Raw genomic sequence first — 18,455 nt, 5'->3', positions numbered from 1 at the left:
TTAATTATTCGGTTAAAAAAGTCACTTTACCCACAAAGAAGTCCTGCGATCCCGGAGATATGGGGCTGGCAAGAGGGCGCAACCATACAAAATCTCCATTGTTCAGGTAGGGGCAGTCCCCCCGTGGTTGCCCTTCTTCGCTTTGCCTAACATCATAAGAACATTGTTTCAACCTAAGCAGCCGATTTATGAACAAGCGCATTTCTCACATGGCAAGCCTATTCGTCATTGCGATCGGATGTCTCGTGCTGTTGGGTTGGCAATTTGACATCTCCCTACTCAAAAGTGGTTTTCCTGGTATGACTTCGACTATGAAAGCAAACACGGCAGTTTGCTTTTTGCTGGCTGGAGTGTCTTTGAGATTGTTGCAGTACCAAAGACTAACCCGACTGCACTATCGAGTCGCTCAAGGGACGGCAGGATTCATCATCATCATCGGTATGCTGACGCTGAGCGAGTATCTCTTTGGTTGGCATCTGGGCATTGATGAGTTGCTTTTCCGGGATGTCGTGTCTTCAGCGACTCCTTATCCGGGGCGAATGGGAGTGAATACTGCCTTGAATTTTGTGCTGATGGGATTAGCACTATTACTGCTAGGGCAAAATCTCCAATGGGGCATTTGGTTGGCACAGATTTGCAGTATTGTTGCGGCTTTAATTTCTCTGCTAGCTTTCTTTGGACACATCTTTGAGGTCAATATTTTCACCCAACTAATCGTAGTTACAACAACTCAAGCCCTAAACACGATTCTGACTTTTTTCATCCTCTATGGAGGAATTTTATGGCTCCGCCCCAAGGAAGGGTTAATGCAAGAAGTCACCAGTTCGCTAGTCGGCGGAGTCATGTTGCGGTGGTTCCTGCCTTGGGCGACGCTCTTTCCAGTGGCAATGAACTGGTTCTCTCTTCAGGGGCAAAAACTAGGCTGGTATAACGCTGAATTTGGCTATGCCTTGCGGTCAATCATCATGGTTCTCACGTTCTCAATTCTCATTTGGGGGACGGCTCGATTTCTTAACCAGATAGATTTCAATCGCCAACAAACCCAAGTAGAGCTTCAAAAACTTAATGAAAGTTTAGAAAATCTTGTGACTGAACGGACAGAATCTGTACGAAAATCGCAGGCTCGTTTTGCTGGAATCCTAGAAATCGCCAATGATGCAATCATTTCAGTCGATCGCACTCAACGCATTACCCTATTCAACCAAGGGGCAGAAAAGATTTTCGGCTATAAAACAGAGGAAGTTTTAGGGCAACCCCTCAGCTTACTGCTGCCAGAGCAATTTAGGACTGCTCACCAGCACCATGTCCAACAGTTTGCTAAATGTTCTGGTGCAGCGCGAAGCATGGGAGAACGAGGTGAGATTTTGGGTCGCCGTCAAGATGGTACGCAGTTTCCGGCTGAAGCCTCAATTTCTAAGCTGGAAATAGCAGACGAAACGGTATTTACGGTTATTCTTCGCGATATTAGCGATCGCAAACAGCGTGAGCAAGAATTACTTCAAACAACGACGCTGCAAAAAGCTATTTTAGATAGTGCCAACTACAGCATCATTTCCACCGCCGTAGATGGCACAATTCTTACCTTTAACAAAGCTGCCGAGCGATGGTTGGGATATAGTGCCGAAGAAGTTGTGGGGAAAATAACACCTGCCATCATTCACGATCCACAGGAAGTCGTGCATCGCGCCCAAGAGCTATCTGTCCAAATGGGAATCTCGATCGAACCGGGATTTGAGGTTTTTGTTGCCAAGGCACGTTTTGGAGAGCCCGACGAGTACGAATGGTCGTACATCCGCAAAGATGGTAGTCGCTTTCCGTTACTGATCTCGGTGACGGCCTTATATGACCCAGAAGGGAATATCACAGGGTTTCTCGGCATTGGAAACGATATTACCCTCCGCAAGCAAGCAGAAGCATCACTGGCATGCTTGGCAGCGATTGTGGAATACTCTGGTGAGGCAATTATTAGCAAGTCCTTAGATGGCATCATTTTAAGCTGGAACCATGCAGCAGAAAAAATCTTTGGCTATAAGGCTGAAGAAATTATAGGACAATCGATCGCCATTCTAGTTCCACCCAATCTTATTTACGAAGAACAGCACATCCTCGAAACGATTCGACAAGGAGAAAAGATTGAAAACTATGAAACTGTGCGTGTACGCAAAGATGGACAACTTATCCACATCTCTTCTACCCTATCACCGCTGAAGGACACAACAGGCAGAATTGTTGCGGCTTCTGTAATTAAACGCGACATCAGCGATCGCAAGCGCGCTGACAACGATCGCCAACAAATTGAGATCGCTTTACGAAACAGTGAAGAGCAATTTCGCCATGCCTTTGAAGATGCCTCGATCGGGATGGCGATTGTTTCCCTTGATGGGCATTGGATTAATGTCAATTCTGCGTTATGTCAGATTATTGGCTACTCCCCAGAAGAGTTATTAGCGTTAACCTTTCAAAACATTACCCATCCTGACGATTTAGAAGCAGATCTTAGTTATGTCCATCAGCTATTAGCAGGCGAGATTTCTACCTACCAAATTGAAAAACGGTATTTCCACAAGCAAGGACATATTGTTTGGATTGTTCTCAATGCCTCACTGGTACAAGATGAGCGGGGAAATCCACTGCATTTTATTTCTCAAATCCAAGACATTACGGCTCGAAAAGAAGTTCAAAAGACACTCGAACTGCAAAGCATTATTATGAATAATATGGCAGGGGGAGTGTGTTTAGTCAAAGCCTCAGACTTGACGATCGTCTACACTAATCCTAAATTTGAGGCGATGTTTGGCTACCTAGAGGGCGAACTCGCAGGTCAACCCGTTGGTGTAATAAATTATGTCGATACACAGGTTACACCCGACGAAACCGTTGAAGATGTTGTGACTCAACTCGATCGGGACGGGGAAGCCAAATATGAAGTCTACAACAAAAAAAAAGATGGCACACTCTTTTGGTGCAGAGTTCATACCTCTAGGTTCGAGCATCCTGAATACGGAACTGTATTTGTTGCCGTTCAGGAGGATGTATCGCAGCTAAAACTTGCTCAGCAAGCCTTACAATCCACCACAAATCGCCTTAACTTTCTCCTGAACTACAGTCCCGTCGTCATTTTTAGCAGTAAAGCTGATGGCGACTATGGCGCAACCTTCATCAGCGAAAACATCAAAGACGTAATGGGCTACGAAACTAAAGCATTTTTAGAAGAGTCTGGATTTTGGATGAATCATCTGCATCCCGATGAAGTAGATCGAGTGCTTAATGGAATAACTAACCTGTTCACAGATGATTTTTATTTTCAGGAATTCCGTCTTCTGCACGCAGATGGGAATTATCGCTGGGTACTCGAGCAACTAAAGCTAATTCGCGATCGTGCGGGCAAACCAATTGAAATCTTGGGATATTTGATTGACATTACAGAACGCAAACAAGCTGAGGTGGAACTTCGGCAGGCAAAAGAAGCAGCAGAAGCAGCAAACCAAGCCAAGAGTATCTTTCTCGCCAATATGAGCCACGAACTCCGCACCCCCCTCAACTCGATTTTGGGATTCACGCAATTGATGAGCGATGAAAGCGCTCTGACTCCTTCTTTCCAAGAACGCTTACAGATTGTCAATCGTAGCGGTAGACATTTGTTGGACTTGATTAACGATATTTTAGATTTATCCAAAATTGAGAGCGGACGGATGACGCTCAATCCTTCTGACTTTGACTTGACAAGTTTACTGACTTCTATTGAAGAAATGCTGCAAATTAAAGTCCAACCCAAAGAATTAGAGCTAATTGTCGAGCGAGAGCCCGAACTTCCTAAATTTGTGCATACCGACGAGAAAAAACTCTATCAAGTCTTGGTCAATCTGCTCGGTAATGCGATTAAGTTTACGAAGCAAGGAAGCATCACCCTACGAGTAAGAGCAGCACAAAGAGACCAAACATCCTGTCACCTATGTTTTGAAGTCGAGGATACAGGTGTGGGAATTTCGCCAACAGAAATCGATAAATTATTTAAGGTATTTGTGCAAGCCGAAGCTGGGAATAATTTAAGTCAAGGCACTGGGCTTGGTTTAGCGATTAGTCAAAAACTCGTCCAACTCATGGGCGGTCAAATTGGCGTTAAAAGCACTTTGAACCGAGGTAGCACTTTTTCCTTTGAGATTCGCGTACAGTTACCTCAAGCAGAATCCTTACCCCCAGCACCGCTCAATCAAAGAGTAATTGGTTTAGCTCCCGGACAACCGACTTACCGCATTCTTGTTGTTGAAGATTTAGAAGAAAATCGCCGCTTATTAGTCGAGATCCTGACCTCAATTGGGTTTGAGGTGAGAGAAGCAACACAGGGAGTTGAGGCAATCTCACTGTGGGAGAGTTGGTTGCCGCACCTGATTTTCATGGATCTGCGAATGCCAATCATGGATGGCTACACAGCTACCAAACTCATTAGAGAACGCCCTAACAACCCAGAAACTGTCATTATTGCTTTAACTGCCAGTGTTTTTGAAGATGAGCGAGAGAACGTTCTCATGTCTGGCTGTAACGACTTTATGAGCAAGCCATTTCAGCAGAGAGAACTTTTTGACAAACTCGCTAAATATTTGGGAGTGCAATATATCTACGAAGTCCTAGGACAAACTCTAAAAAAACCATTGGTTGAAAAGCTGTCTGTAGAAGATCTATCCGTGATGCCCCCTGAGTGGTTAGAACAAATGTATCAAGCCGCTTACTATCTCGATACCGAAGTTCTGAACGAATTAATCGTAGAAATTCCCGAATCTAAAGCAAGTTTGTCCAAGGCACTAACTAATTGTGTTTATAACTTTAATTGTGACCAAATTATGGAGTTAATTCGACCTCTGCTGCCGAATCCACTTTAGCGATCGAGTTTAAGGACAAAAAAGCTACAGCATATTGCATTTATATGCGGTACACACAATCTTGTTGTCAGTAAGGTGCGTCGCCACCGGTCAATCTGCAAGTTCCATTGAACCATAGAACAGCGACGCACCCTACATAACACGTACCGCACAATAATAGCTGGTACTGTACTTAACGAACCTGGAATATGCTGTATATAGCATTCTTTTTGGGAACTGCTATTAATTATTTGACACGTTATTTGTTACTTATTGCACCGATCGCTGGAGTTGTAAACAATGCTACTGAAGCGTCCGTCAACAGTTCCCACTTCCACACAATACCCCGTCCGGTTTTCTACATAATAGGCACTTTTGCCGCCGTCAAAGGTTTGGGTTGTGCGGTAGGTGTAGCCCCGTCGTTGCAATTCTCCCTCTGCTTGCCCCGCTTTAGCTCCCACGAGGTCTTTTAATTTGGGAGGCACGGTACTATAGAGGTTTTCGGGGGTATTACCTTTGTTGGTAGTAGACGCGGAAGAGGGAGCGCGTTCGTTCTGATAGACGTAAACCGATTCGTCGCTAAAACGAAAGATGGTCGCCGGGCCGTCATTTTCTCTCAGAACTGACATCTGGTTTTTATACAGATATTCGTTCTCACCATTGGGTTTGAGTTCATAGGTAATGCCATCTTCCCGTTGAATGCGGATAAAGCCTTGACGCTGAGAGAAGGTGCAATTGACGACTTTCGATGCGCGGTCTTCCCCCCTGGGATAAATGTCACAGCGAGAATTAACGGTTTGAGCTTGGGTTGCTGAGGCGATCGCCAGGGTTGAAAAGGTGACGACAGCAGAGAATAGGGCGTTTTTCAACTTCATTTTTGACCAAATTCCGAGTTTTGGATGGTTAATCAAGTGATAGTGCTTGAATTTCACTAGCCTGGTACTGTAGCAACAGTATTCATATTAAAGCTTATCAAACATCAAATAAACTCGACCAATTTTGTTCCCCATGAAGCCTCTAGTTCGTTTATTCCTCCTCTCCATCACAAGCGAATTTCTTGATGGTACAAGCCCCCGTCTCGATCCGTGGAATCAATCGAAAGCATCTGGAATCTAAAATCCTCAAGCCCCCGACTCGATCCGTGGGGTCAATCCAAAATCTAAAATCTAAAATCTAAAATCGAATGACCGCGATCCCCCTCCTGGGGTGCCATCCAGGGTTATTACTGAGTTCGTCCGCTAATTCGACCCCATCTCAACAGGAACCATTGCCACAACTCAGCTTTTCTGTCAATAATCTGGATTTGTCTGTTAGCCCCAAAAAAGACTCACAGATTGTGTGTGGTGTTCTCGCCTTGTGCAGGAGTATGGGGAAGCTGAAATCGTGCGCGATATTCCGATCGGCAAAATCGCTCCTCCTCAAGATGTTGCCAATGCGATCGCGTTTTTAGCGTCGGGTTTGGCTGCACGCGCTACCTGGACTGCGATCGATATTAACGGAGCCTCTTACGTGCATTGAGAAAAATACTGTAAAATACCTCTCAAGGCTCACGCTCGCACCTTTTTAAAATCACTAAATTATCACTTTAGCAAGACGCTAAAAACATCATAAATGACTTATGTTTAGATAAAAAGATAGTCTGAGGAAAATTGATTATGACAACAGATAACGTCACCCACACAAAACGAGTTGCCATACTCATAGAAAATGGAGTTGAAGATTCCGAATTTCTAGTTCCTTACAACGCCTTAAAACAAGCAGGATTTGAAGTGGTTGTTCTCGGTTCCCGTACTAACGAAAAGTATGCCGGTAAAAATGGTAAAGTTTCCCAGCAAGCTGACGGAACTACTACTGAATCAGTAGCAGGAGAATTCGATGCAGTAGTCATTCCCGGCGGTATGGCTCCCGATAAGATGCGGACTAACCCCAATACAGTGCAATTTGTACGAGAAGCATTTGAACAAGGAAAAATTGTAGCTGCTGTTTGCCACGGCCCGCAACTTTTGATTGAAGCCGACTTGCTAAAAGGCAAAAATGCCACAGGTTTCTTGGCAATAAAAACAGACATGATCAATGCCGGAGCTAACTACATCAACGAAGCTTTAGTAGTTGACGGCAACTTAATTACTTCCAGACAACCGGGAGATTTAGCACTATTTACCACCGCAATTCTGGCTCGCCTCGGTTACGGCGGTAAAGCAGTAGGTTTACCCGAAGAAACTGACAGCAGTGCAGAATGGTGGAAATTAGCTAATGCTTGGGGAGGCTCCACACAAGGCGATATTGCTAAAGGTTTGAATACCGCCCTCGCAGGGGAACGTTATGCTTGCGAAGCGTTTCAAAATTATGCGGAGAAAACCGGAGATAGCGATTTGCGATCGTTCCTTGCAGAAATGGTTCAAAACAAACAGCACCACATCCTCGCTCTGGAAAAGCGCCTGAACGATTTCGGCGAAAAACCCTCAATTCCCGCCCAAATTGCTGATAAATACGCTAAATTAAAAACTTCGCTCCAAGGAACTGATGAAACGTTTTTGTTGCGAACCATTCTGGGCGATTTGCAAACTGGTGTTGTCGATATCCACAACCTGCGGGCCCAGTTTACAGATCCGGTATCAACTGACATTTTTACAGAGATAGAAGCGGATTTGTCTATGTGCGAGCAAGCCTTTGCTAAACTCTTCCGCGCCCGTGCAGTTTCCCAGGACATTAAGCCGCCAAAACCTTCGACTAGCCCCGCTGTTACGATGTAACTAGCCACCGGATAAATAAATTTGTAGTTGTGCCAAGGGGTTAAAACCCCCACCTAGAGCGCAACTACAAATTGGGAGCATCTCATATTTGTAAAAAGACTTCTTTTGACTCCTTCTTTCTTCCTCTTTCCTCCTGTCTCCTGTCTCCTGCCTCCTACCTCCAATTTCTAGCTTGGCTGCAAAAGTGAGATGCTCCCTACAAATTTGCTATGCAATAATAAAATATACGCCTTTGCGGTAAAATAAATCCCAAGACTAAAAAGCAGATGCTAAATTAACTGCAAGGTGGAGAATTTTATAAAATGGGTTCTATCTTTGTTTCAGCAGGACACGGCGGGTTTGAAGGCAGCTTGCGGGATATGGGGGCGATCGCACTTGGCACCACCGAAGCCCAGGAAATGATTCTAACTCGCGACTTATTAGTAGCCGAATTGCGGCAGCGAGGCCTAGAAACTTTTTCGGTGCCCGATACTCTGAGTTTGCTAGAAACTATCGCTTGGATAAACAACCGCAGCCTCGCGGGAGATGTAGCGGTAGAAATTCACGGCGACTCTTTTTCTAATCCCCAAGTTCGCGGTGCCACTGCGTTTTATATTGGCAGCAACCCTAAGCGAAAAGCAGATGCGGATTTAATTTTAAACGGCTATTTACGCAGGTGCCGAGAAATACCAAGCCGCGGCGCAAAAGCAGATACTGAAGCTGGTGTTGGTAGCCTCGGATTTTGTCGGCGCGTCAACATTCCTTCCCTACTGATTGAACTCGGTTTTTTGACCAGCCCCGATGACTTGCGAATTATTCAAACTCGTCGCCGCGATGTCGCCCTCGGACTCGCTGATGGGCTGGAAGCTTGGTTGAAAAATACGAATTTGAAACCCTTGCCAACACCGACACCCGCACCGACACCAGGGCCGACACCAGCGCCGACACCCGCACCAACGCCCGCCCCGACACCCGCACCAACGCCCGCGCCGACACCTATAGTTTATCCCTTAATTAATATCCAAATTAACGGTGGGCCGCACGAAGATAAAGGCATTTTGGTGAACGGAAATTCCTTTGTCCCTTCCGAAGTTCTAGACCTTCTCAACGTCGAACCAGAGGCAGTCGATCGCCGGGTAACGTACAATGGAGTAGTTTTCGTGCGGGCGATCGATTTGCGCGATCGCGATATTTCCGTAACATGGGATCAGTCTACAACATCAGTATTACTGCGATCGCGCCGCGATATCCTCTCAGGCGTAGCAAAAATCATGGGTCGGGGTCTAACTACCGCCCAACAAATGACAGCATTTCTCACCAAAAATAACAGCAAAGCCCCAGTAAACTTTCCGAATTTACCTCAAATTTACGTGCAAGAAGCAGCCGCAGAAGGAGTTAACCACGACGTAGCTTTTGGCCAAATGTGTTTAGAAACAAACTATCTCAAATTTGGCATTGCAGTAAAAGCAGAACAATTTAACTTTGCCGACATGGGAGTCATCAGCCCCACAAATTCCGGCCTCTCATTTCCCGATGTCAGGACAGGAATTAGAGCGCAAATTCAGCACCTAAAAGCTTACGGTAGCATCGAACCTATCGACCAACCTTTAGTCAAAGAAAACGTGCGTTTTCGCTTTGTCAAGCGCGGTGTCGCCCCCACAGTCAACGAACTTGCCGGTCGCTGGAATTCTGACCCATTATACGGAGAAAAAATCATCAATATCATCCGGCTTTTCTACGAAAATGCAGGTTTATTGTAGTCAGTTGACAGTTGACAGTTGATAGTTGTCAACAGTTAATAGTTAACAGTTAACAGTCAACAGTCAACAGTCAACAGTCAACAATGCCCAATCCCTCCGCTTCGCTCCGCCCAATCCCTCCGCTTCGCTCCGCCCAATTCCCGATTATTAAATAACTATGGTTTCTAGCAACATCCAATTTTCCGACATTCAAAATAATTGGGCAAAAATATTTATTGACGGCTTAGTAGAACGGTCAGTAATTAGCGGATTTCCCGATCGCACTTTTCGCCCCAACAGCAACCTAACCCGCGCCCAATTTGCCGCCATTGTCAGCAAAGCCTTTCCCATACCCGACAAACGGCCCTACATTCCCTTTATCGACGTTCCCGCCACTCACTGGGCCGCCGCCGCCATTCAAACAGCATATAAAAGAGGGTTTATTTCCGGCTACCCCGACAACCTGTTCCAACCCGAAAACAGGATTACCAGAGCCGAGGCATTAGTCGCCTTAGTTAGCGGAATATTTGGCTCAAATAGTGTACCAACAAGCAATCTTATCCTATCAAACATCTACCTAGACAGCACAGAAATTCCCAACTATGCCAAAAATGCGATCGTCATAGCCACCCAATCCGAAATAGTCGTAAACTATCCAAATTTAAACTTATTAAATCCCGCCGGAAGCGCCACCAGAGCCGACATTTCAGCCTGGGTTTATCAAGCATTAGTGTATCTCAAAAAAGCGCCAGCAATATACAATCAATATATTATAGTTCTCAGCAAAGTTCCCCGACCCCAAGTTTACGTCAACCACCAGCGAGAATTTCGCGGAGTTTGGATAACATCAGTGTGGAATATTGACTGGCCGTTCAGCAACAAACTCTCAACAGAACAGCAAAAAGCCGAACTGTTAAAAATTCTTGACAGGGTACAAGAAATGAATTTCAATGCAATTATTCTCCAAGTTAGAGCCGCAGGCGACGCCCTTTACGCCTCACAATTAGAACCTTGGAGTTCATGGCTGACAGGAACTCAAGGAAAACCACCAGAACCTTATTATGACCCTTTAATATTTGCCGTTGCAGAAAGCCACAAACGCAACATAGAAGTTCACGCTTGGTTCAATCCCTACCGCGCCAAAGTTTCTTATACCCAAACCCCTCCCAACGTCAGCCCCCACATCTCTGTTACCAATCCCGAATGCGTTTATCAGTGGGGCGACGACTGGTGGATGGATCCGGGAATTGATTTAGTGCTAGAAAAAACTTACAACGTCATTTTAGACGTAGTAAAGCGCTACGATATAGACGGCGTTCACTTCGACGATTATTTCTATCCTTACCCGATTGCCGGCCAAGAATTTCCCGACAGCAAGATTTACAATAGTTATGTTTCCCGAGGCGGAAAAATGAATTTAGGAGATTGGCGTCGGGAAAATGTTAACAAGCTAGTTAAAAGACTAGGAGAAGGAATTCGAGCAGCCAAACCCAACGTTAAATTCGGCATCAGTCCCTTCGGCATATATCGCCCCGGCCAGCCGCCCCAAAGTCGCGGTTTAGATGCCTACGAAACACTTTACGCCGATGCCAAAAAATGGTTAGTATCAGGTTGGGTCGATTATCTCAATCCGCAACTTTATTGGCGCATCGACCAAACAGCTCAAAGCTATCCTGTTTTGCTGCAATGGTGGCTAGAAAATAACCCGCAAAACCGACATATTTATGTGGGAAATAACTTAGGAAAGCTTGACGGTCAGAAGTGGAATGTAGACGAAATCAACAATCAAATTGAGATGACGCGCAACTCCAAACAAAACTTAGCTTTAGGCAATGTTTTCTTCAGCATGAAAGCATTTAGCGACAATCGCCAAAAAATATACGATAATTTCAAATCCACTACATACACGCAACCCGCACTCGTTCCCGTGATGCCTTGGCAAAATGGAACGCGACCAGCCCCTCCCGCATCAGCCGTAGTCCAAAAAGTTGGCAACAGCAATATTTTGCAGTGGAAAAATCCCGCCGATAAAAACATTCGTTCCTGGACGCTTTATCAAAAAAATGGAGATAGCTGGAAGCTGATCAAAATCCTCAATGCAGACACAGTACAAGTAGCCGTAGGAACGGGAATTTATGCTTTGTGCGCGGTGAGTATCATGGCTGTAGAAAGTGTAGGAGTTTTCATAGAAATATAATCACAAGTTTAGCGAAAAATGATGGCATATAATGTTCATACGTTGCTGCAAATAGAAGCGATGGGCATCAAAACGCTGAACTCCTGAATCTAGATGTAACTCTTTGCAATCATGGTGCCTGCCAAATTCTATCAACCACTCAAACAGATTTTGCCCGTAACCTTTTGACCGCACTGTTTCATCAACAACCAAATCATAAACATACAAAAATCGTCCCCACGCCAAACACTCATCAATACAGAACCCTGCTACAGCAAATATTTGAGCATCTCGTTCTAAAAAAGCCAACTGGTAACCATTCTGCTTTTGACGCTGAACTTTCTCCAAAAAATCCTCTTGTTTCAGGTGTGGACGTAATTGAGCCAATATCGGAAAGCATTCAAGGATTTGTGAATCGGATTTTGCCAACAGGATCGACATGAACTAAAATCTATCGAAACTTCACTTCTAGACTATGATACCTAATTTTTGTCCATCCCATTGACAAAAAACTTTCGCCAATTCGAGCGAGTCACAAATGCCGATCGGGCGATCGAAGAAACAGCCCGCACTTTTCACATCGGAGACAAAACCCCCAAAGTTTCCCAAATGATTTACGGCAATCCTGACAACAGATAAATTCAACAGACAACTGACTAATAACTTCTTCCTTGCGATAGAAGAAATATTGCAGGCAAATACGCTATCCTGTTGCCAATATTTTTGATTTTGAGGAAAAAACGGCTGTGGTTCCCTTACGCGACGAAAACCCGATCGGCATCACTCCCTACGTTACCTACGGGCTGATTGCTGCAAACGTATTAGTATTTTTGTACGAACTCTCCTTGGGCGATCGCCAATTAACGCAATTTTTCTACTCTTGGGCGGTAGTTCCTTGCCAGCTAAGCAATATGTGTCGGGTAGCGCTGCCCGTTTCGCCATTTCCCGAATGGACTACGCTAATTAGCTCGCAATTCCTGCACGCAGGCTTTCTCCACATTGCCGGAAATATGTTATTTTTGTGGATTTTTGGCAACAATGTAGAAGACCGTTTAGGACACGTCAAATTTATAATATTTTACCTTACCTGCGGCGTTTTAGCATCACTAACTCAGTGGTTTTTTTCCTCAGCATCAGCCATTCCGTCCCTTGGTGCTAGCGGGGCGATCGCAGGCGTGATGGGAGCTTACATTCTCAAATATCCCCAAGCCAAAGTATTGACATTGCTGCCGTTAGGAATCTTTATCACCACCGTCAGAATCCCCGCTTTCTTCTTTCTCGGATTTTGGTTTGCACAGCAAGCATTGAGCGGGTTGGCTTCCTTAAATGCCCCGGCAAATGTCGGCATGGAATCCGGGGGAGTTGCCTACTGGGCTCACGCCGGCGGCTTTGTTTTCGGCGCTATTCTCGGCCCTTTATTGGGGCTTTTTTCTGAGGACGATCGGATTTAGTTGTTAGTTGTTAGTTGTTAGTTGTTAGTTGGGGCGGTGGATGGTGCGTGCGGGCCCGCAGTTGTTAGTTGTTAGTTGTTAGTTGTTAGTTGCTAGTTGTTAGTTGTTAGTTGCGAGTTGTTAGTTGTTAGTTGTTATTGGAAATTAAGAATTGGGCGGAGCGAAGCGGAGGGATTGGGAATTCGTAGCGAGCAACCAATAACCAATAACCAATAACTAACAACCAATAACCAATAACCAATAACTAACAACCAATAACCAATAACTAACAACCAATAACCAATAACTAACAACCAATAACCAATAACCAATGACCAATGACTAATGACTAATGACTAATGACTTTCTAGATAAAAGTGAAGTCAAATCCCGAAAGAGAAGCAACTCCAGTTACACCATTTAACTTCGCCAAAATCTGAGAATCGTTGCCGGTGACATTATTACCATTGCCGTCATAAATGATGTAAGTATTGCCGCCGGAATCGTAGGCAAACAAGAAAGCGGTTCCTCCCAAAATATTTGCAGAAACAGTTGTCTGCACGTTCAGCAGAACTTGACTGCCATTGCTCAGATTCGGGAATCCGGGGGCAAAATTAAACTGATCCTCGATCGGCACGCCGAGACCGCTAAAATCGGTAATCACATCGTATCCGCCCGTGGCGATCGCAGCATCGATCGCCGCCGAAGAAGCCGCATCAAACACCGGCCCACCATCCGCAGGGCTAGTATACCGGAATTGATTGCTGCCACCACCTCCGCTCATCGTATCTGCCCCCTGCCCTCCGATCAACACGTCATTATCCAAACCGCCATTAATCGTATCGTTGCCGCCTTGCCCGTCAACAGTATCGCTGCCAAGCAAACCGTTCAAATTGTCCGGCAACGAGCCTCCAATCAATTTGTTGGGGCCCGTATCGGCCGGCAAGATGCCAACGGTGACAGTACCTACGCCCGGAAGCGTCCCGAATCCGTCGCTGACGCTGTAGGTGAAAGTAGTGGTACCCGCTACGTTACCCGCGATGAACAGCACTCGATCGCCCTGATTGACAGCTATGCCCTGTTTTGGCGTACCGACATTGATAATGCTCAGCGGGCCTTTTTGCGGGCTCGAATCGTTGGCGAGCACATCGATGAAAGTGGGCACCAAATTATTCGTACTCGTAAAGACGATGCCGTCATCGCCAACAATCGGCGACAGAGTAGTTGGAACAGTTACCGAGGTATCGAAAGAATTGATATTAATTGCGACAGAGGCTGCAGCCGTGCCGCCTTGGTCGTCAGCAACGCTGTAGCTGAAAGAGCCCGCTTGCCCGATCGCATCAGCTTTAGGTTGGAACTGCAAGCCCAGCAATTCCTGAACAGTCAATTTTTGGTTGATAGCCAGCGGACTCGTACCGATAACTACTTGGCCGAAAGTCGGATTGGGAAGTCCAGCTACGCTGACCGCCAGCGCTTGGCCCTCCGGGTCGCTGGGCGCAGAAATGCTCAGAGACAAAGGCAAATTTTGCAAACCAGTCAGCGTCTTACCAGTTTCCACGATCGGCGGCTCATTAGGAGTCGGAGATGTGAAACTCGGCGGCACCGGCCCCCCGCCGAAAGGTGGAGGAGTTGGAGTAGCAGCAGTCGGAGTCGGGACGATGGAAGGACTCGGACTCGGAATTGTCCCGCCCGCAGTCGGAGTCGGAGTCGGACTCGGAACCTGTGTCGGCAATGTCCCCGGCGACGGAGTTGGAGAAGGAGTTGTCCCCGGTGATGGTGATGGAGTCGGACTCGGACTTGTCCCTGGTGTCGGAGTCGGTTCGGGAGTCGGAGTTGGAGTCGGAGTCGGAGTCGGTGCCGGAGTCGGAGTCGGTGCCGGAGTCGGAGTCGGTGCCGGAGTCGGAGTCGTTGCCGGAGTTGGAGAAGGCGTTGTCCCCGTCGGAGTCGGTGCCGGAGTTGGAGAAGGAGTTGTCCCCGTCGGAGTTGGAGAAGGAGTTGTCCCCGAAGGAGTTGGAGAAGGCGTTGTCCCCGAAGGAGTTGGAGAAGGACTTGTCCCCGAAGGAGTTGGAGAAGGACTTGTCCCCGTTCCCGGAGTTGGAGAAGGACTTGTCCCCACAATTGTGAAGGGATTGTCCTCTACGCGGGGTATTTGAGCCGTAGTGAACCGAGATTCATCTAGCGAGTTCGATCGCACATCCACCAACACCGCCAAAAATTCCCCAGTTTGCCTGTCCCGAATAATCGTGTTGCTAGAATTCGAGCCTTGACCCTGAAAGATTTCTAACTGTGTAAAGTTGAGACCTCCAGCCAGACCGATCGAATCTTCCGGCTTAAAATCTCTAATTAAATCAGCATCCCCGATGTCGCGGCCGCCTGTCGTGAGAAACCCGTTGCCACTAGGCGAAGTACCCACCCTAGCGAGAACAAAAATATCCGATCCATCGCCTCCAGTCAGAGTATCAGACCCGCGATCGCCCGCCAGAATATCATCCCCACCACCTCCAGACAGAGAATCATTGTCATCCCCCCCGAAGATCAAGTCATCACCCTCACCGCCATCACCAGTATCATTACCCACACCACCGCTGATGACATCGCCCCCGTCGCCGCCCAACAAAATATCATTACCCCTAGCGCCGATCAGACAGTCATTACCAGTGTCGCCAAAAATAGTGTCACTGCCCTTGTCGCCAAAAATCAGGTCATCCTCGGCACCGCCGCGCAGACAATCATTGCCTTTACCGCCGTACAGCGTGTCGTTACCTTCAGCACCCAAAACAATATCATTGCCCTGGTCGCCAAAAGCTACATCATTACCAACGTCGCCAGAAACCAAATCATCGTCTTTGCCGCCCCGCGCCGTGTCATTGCCGCTGCCGCCTTCAACAATATCTTGACCGGCACCACCATTGAGAGAATCGTCACCATCATCGCCCCTGACGATATCAGCCCCGTCCCGACTCAGAATCGTGTCGTCACCGACACCCCCGGAAATCGTGTCATTGAACAAGCTGCCGACTAAATAGTTATTCCCATCATTTCCGACAACTAAGCCATCGACGAAAACTGGTTCTGGGGGAGGCGTGGGTGCAGTCGGAACTGGCCGCGGCACCGGCGTGACCGAAATCCCCGGGCCCGTCCCGTTCATCGAAGGAGTTGTCCCCGGCGACGGCGTAGGCGATGTCCCCGTCATGGTCGGAGTTGTCCCCATCATCGTCGGAGTTGTCCCCGTCATGGTCGGACTTGTCCCCGTCATGGTCGGAGTTGTCCCCGTCATGGTCGGAGTTGTCCCCGGTGACGGCGAGGGCGACGGCGTAGGTTCCGTCATCGTTTCGACAATAATTGCTGGTACTGCACTCGGCATTGTTTCGACTCCTTGCGACGCTACTCAAAAACTACTAAATAAACTTAAAGTCAGAGGCAGTAATAACTGTGCTCAGAGCTCCCGGCACTGTAGGAATAGTATTCAACACTGCCAAATCGAAAGCTGGGAGACTGTCATCTGCCACATTTGGGTCAAACCCGAGAACGTACTTGTCAAAAGTATTGTTCAAGTACACGAAGAAAGCTCCTGTTTTGCTCGAACCGTTTTGATTTTTCAACACTGCGTTGACAGCTTGAGCGTTGTCAAATTTAGATTCAAACAAAATGACTTCTTGATTGCTGATATTGTCGCCGCCGCTGCCGATATTCCTGACGATAAAACTGGTGAAATCGTTAGTAGTTCCAGAGTTGGTTAGACCGGCAAAATTTGACGACCTGAACAAGAATCTGTCGGTGCCTGTGCCGCCGACATTGAAGTCAGCAATAATATCCACACCTTCACTCGGAACTTCGTAGTAGAAGAAATCATCGCCAGCGCCGCCTGTGAGCAAGTCAGAACCGTTCCCGCCCCCCAAAATGTCATTGCCGGCACCGCCTTCTAGGGTGTCGTTGTCATCGCCGCCCAACACCAAATCGTTGCCGAATGCGCCACTGAGACAGTCGCTGCCGGCACCGCCGTCTACAGTGTCGTCGCCCGCTTCGCCGAACAGGGAGTCGCTGCCGCCCTCTCCCAAAATGTAGTCGTTGCCGATACCTCCGAGTGCGGTGTCGCTGCCTTCTCCGCCCAAAATCGTGTCTTCGCTGTCGCCGCCGGAGATGAAATCGTTATTGATACCGCCGTCGAGCAAGTCTCTGCCGAGGCTGCCGTCGAGGATATCGTCGCCTGCACCGCCGTCAATGGTGTCGTCACCTAAACCACCCAATAAGGTGTCCATGCCGGTGCCTCCAAGTATCGAGTCCTCGCCGGCTTCTCCCAATATTGAGTCATTGCCTGTTCCGCCATCAATGGTGTCGCCGTTGTCGCCGCCCAAGATGATGTCGTTATCATTGCCGCCGAACATCAGGTCGTTGCCCTGTCCGCCGATGAGGGAGTCGATGCCGTCTTCGCCGTCGATGGTGTCGTTGCCGAGTCCGCCGTCGAGGATGTCGTTGCCGATCGAACCTAGCAGTGAGTCGTTACCTCCTTCACCGAATTGGAGGTCGTCGCCGCCCCTGCCGTCGATGATGTCGTTGCCGTCGCCTCCAGAGAGGGTATCGTTGCCCGCCCCGCCGATGATGTAGTCGCTGAGGTTGCTGCCTGTAAAGGTACTTGCTGGGAGTGCGGTGCGATCGACAATATTATCTACCACCGTAATGCTGAAGGATGCAGGCCCGATCGTTGCAGACCCGTCGGAAGCTGTAAACGTGAAACTGTCGCTACTGCCAGCCGCCAGCAAGTTGTATTTGACAATGTTGTTGTTGATATCGTCTTGGCTGAATTTGCCACCGACGTTGAGAAACGTGGTGCCCCTTTGGACAAAACCTCTAGTAGCATCCGGGGCTTTGGTAATCGTGTAAACGATTTCCGACGGCGGGTTGTCGGGATCTGTTACCAACAAATCCGCAGCGGTGATTGTCTGGGTAGGAGCAGCTTTGGCAACCACCACACCGCCGTTAACTACTAACTGCGGCGGGTTGCTGACGTTGATGGTTACTACCGCCTGACTGGTGCCGCCCCTGCCATCTGAGATCGAGTAACTGAAGCTGTCACTACCCGAAAAGCCTGGATTCGGCGTGTATTTGAATACGCCCCCACCAGAGGGAGTCAGGGTTCCTTTGGTTGTTGGAGTAAAAGTGCTGACACTCAGGGGGTTCTTGTCAGGATCGGTGTCGTTGAATAGAACGTTAAGACTGAGTTCTTGACCCGAAACCGTGGTGAAGTTGTCGTTAACTGCTCTGGGAGCCTGATTCGGGAAGGGTGTAGGATTTGGTGTCGGACTCGGTGTCGGACTTGCTGTCGGCGTCGGTGTCGGACTTGCTGTCGGTGTCGGAAACATCGGTGTCGGACTTGCTGTCGGCGTCGGGAACATCGGTGTCGGACTCGGTGTCGGTGTCGGACTTGATGTCGGTGTTGGTGTCGGACTGTCTGTCGGAGTCGGTGTCGGACTTGCTGTCGGAGTCGGTGTCGGAGAAGGACTGGGGGTGGGTAGGGGTAGTGG

General features: G+C 47.8%; 11 protein-coding genes. 7 read left to right on the top strand and 4 right to left on the bottom strand.

Features of this window, described 5'->3' with window-relative positions:
• The first annotated feature begins 188 nt into the window (after positions 1-188).
• Positions 189-4,877, top strand: a complete 4,689-nt coding sequence (locus tag IQ263_RS06920) for a PAS domain-containing hybrid sensor histidine kinase/response regulator (protein ID WP_194066782.1) — start codon at positions 189-191, stop codon at positions 4,875-4,877.
• 245 nt (positions 4,878-5,122) lie between these two features.
• On the opposite strand, the gene IQ263_RS06915 is transcribed toward IQ263_RS06920, so the two are convergent.
• Positions 5,123-5,731, bottom strand: coding sequence for a hypothetical protein (locus tag IQ263_RS06915; RefSeq protein WP_194066781.1), 609 nt, complete (start codon positions 5,729-5,731; stop codon positions 5,123-5,125).
• Between the two features lie 463 nt (positions 5,732-6,194).
• Here IQ263_RS06915 and IQ263_RS06910 point away from each other — a divergent pair, with 463 nt between their 5' ends.
• The 4 genes from IQ263_RS06910 (at position 6,195) to IQ263_RS06895 (ending at position 11,524) form a co-directional block, all read left to right on the top strand.
• On the top strand, positions 6,195-6,374 hold the full coding sequence (locus IQ263_RS06910; protein ID WP_228049858.1) for a Rossmann-fold NAD(P)-binding domain-containing protein: 180 nt from the start codon (positions 6,195-6,197) through the stop codon (positions 6,372-6,374).
• A gap of 137 nt (positions 6,375-6,511) precedes the next feature.
• On the top strand, positions 6,512-7,609 hold the full coding sequence (locus IQ263_RS06905) for a DJ-1/PfpI/YhbO family deglycase/protease (protein WP_194066780.1): 1,098 nt from the start codon (positions 6,512-6,514) through the stop codon (positions 7,607-7,609).
• Positions 7,610-7,911: 302 nt separating this feature from the next.
• The gene (locus IQ263_RS06900) at positions 7,912-9,348 is read left to right on the top strand and encodes an N-acetylmuramoyl-L-alanine amidase (RefSeq protein ID WP_194066779.1); all 1,437 of its coding nucleotides are present in this window, start codon (positions 7,912-7,914) and stop codon (positions 9,346-9,348) included.
• A 157-nt stretch (positions 9,349-9,505) separates the two neighbouring features.
• Positions 9,506-11,524 carry a glycoside hydrolase family 10-like protein gene (locus IQ263_RS06895; RefSeq protein ID WP_194066778.1) on the top strand — a complete coding sequence of 673 codons (2,019 nt, stop codon included), beginning with the start codon at positions 9,506-9,508 and terminating at the stop codon, positions 11,522-11,524.
• Here the strand turns inward: IQ263_RS06895 and IQ263_RS06890 are convergent, their stop codons facing one another.
• The gene (locus IQ263_RS06890) at positions 11,525-11,890 is read right to left on the bottom strand and encodes a GNAT family N-acetyltransferase (RefSeq protein WP_228049857.1); all 366 of its coding nucleotides are present in this window, start codon (positions 11,888-11,890) and stop codon (positions 11,525-11,527) included. It lies immediately after the preceding gene.
• A gap of 114 nt (positions 11,891-12,004) precedes the next feature.
• Here IQ263_RS06890 and IQ263_RS06885 point away from each other — a divergent pair, with 114 nt between their 5' ends.
• Both IQ263_RS06885 and IQ263_RS06880 read left to right on the top strand, forming a co-directional pair.
• Positions 12,005-12,142 (top strand): MFS transporter, encoded by a 138-nt coding sequence (locus IQ263_RS06885; RefSeq protein WP_228049856.1) that lies wholly within the window; start codon positions 12,005-12,007, stop codon positions 12,140-12,142.
• 107 nt (positions 12,143-12,249) lie between these two features.
• Positions 12,250-12,954 (top strand): rhomboid family intramembrane serine protease, encoded by a 705-nt coding sequence (locus IQ263_RS06880; RefSeq protein ID WP_194066775.1) that lies wholly within the window; start codon positions 12,250-12,252, stop codon positions 12,952-12,954.
• Between the two features lie 346 nt (positions 12,955-13,300).
• On the opposite strand, the gene IQ263_RS06875 is transcribed toward IQ263_RS06880, so the two are convergent.
• Positions 13,301-16,297 carry a calcium-binding protein gene (locus IQ263_RS06875; RefSeq protein WP_194066774.1) on the bottom strand — a complete coding sequence of 999 codons (2,997 nt, stop codon included), beginning with the start codon at positions 16,295-16,297 and terminating at the stop codon, positions 13,301-13,303.
• Between the two features lie 34 nt (positions 16,298-16,331).
• A partial coding sequence (locus tag IQ263_RS06870; protein WP_194066773.1) for an Ig-like domain-containing protein occupies positions 16,332-18,455 on the bottom strand: 2,124 nt, incomplete at its 5' end.

Origin of the sequence: Tychonema sp. LEGE 06208, assembly GCF_015207505.1 — a bacterium.
GTDB lineage: Bacteria > Cyanobacteriota > Cyanobacteriia > Cyanobacteriales > Microcoleaceae > Microcoleus.
Note: the sequence above shows the minus strand (reverse complement) of the source record. Positions and strands in the feature narration are given on the sequence as shown.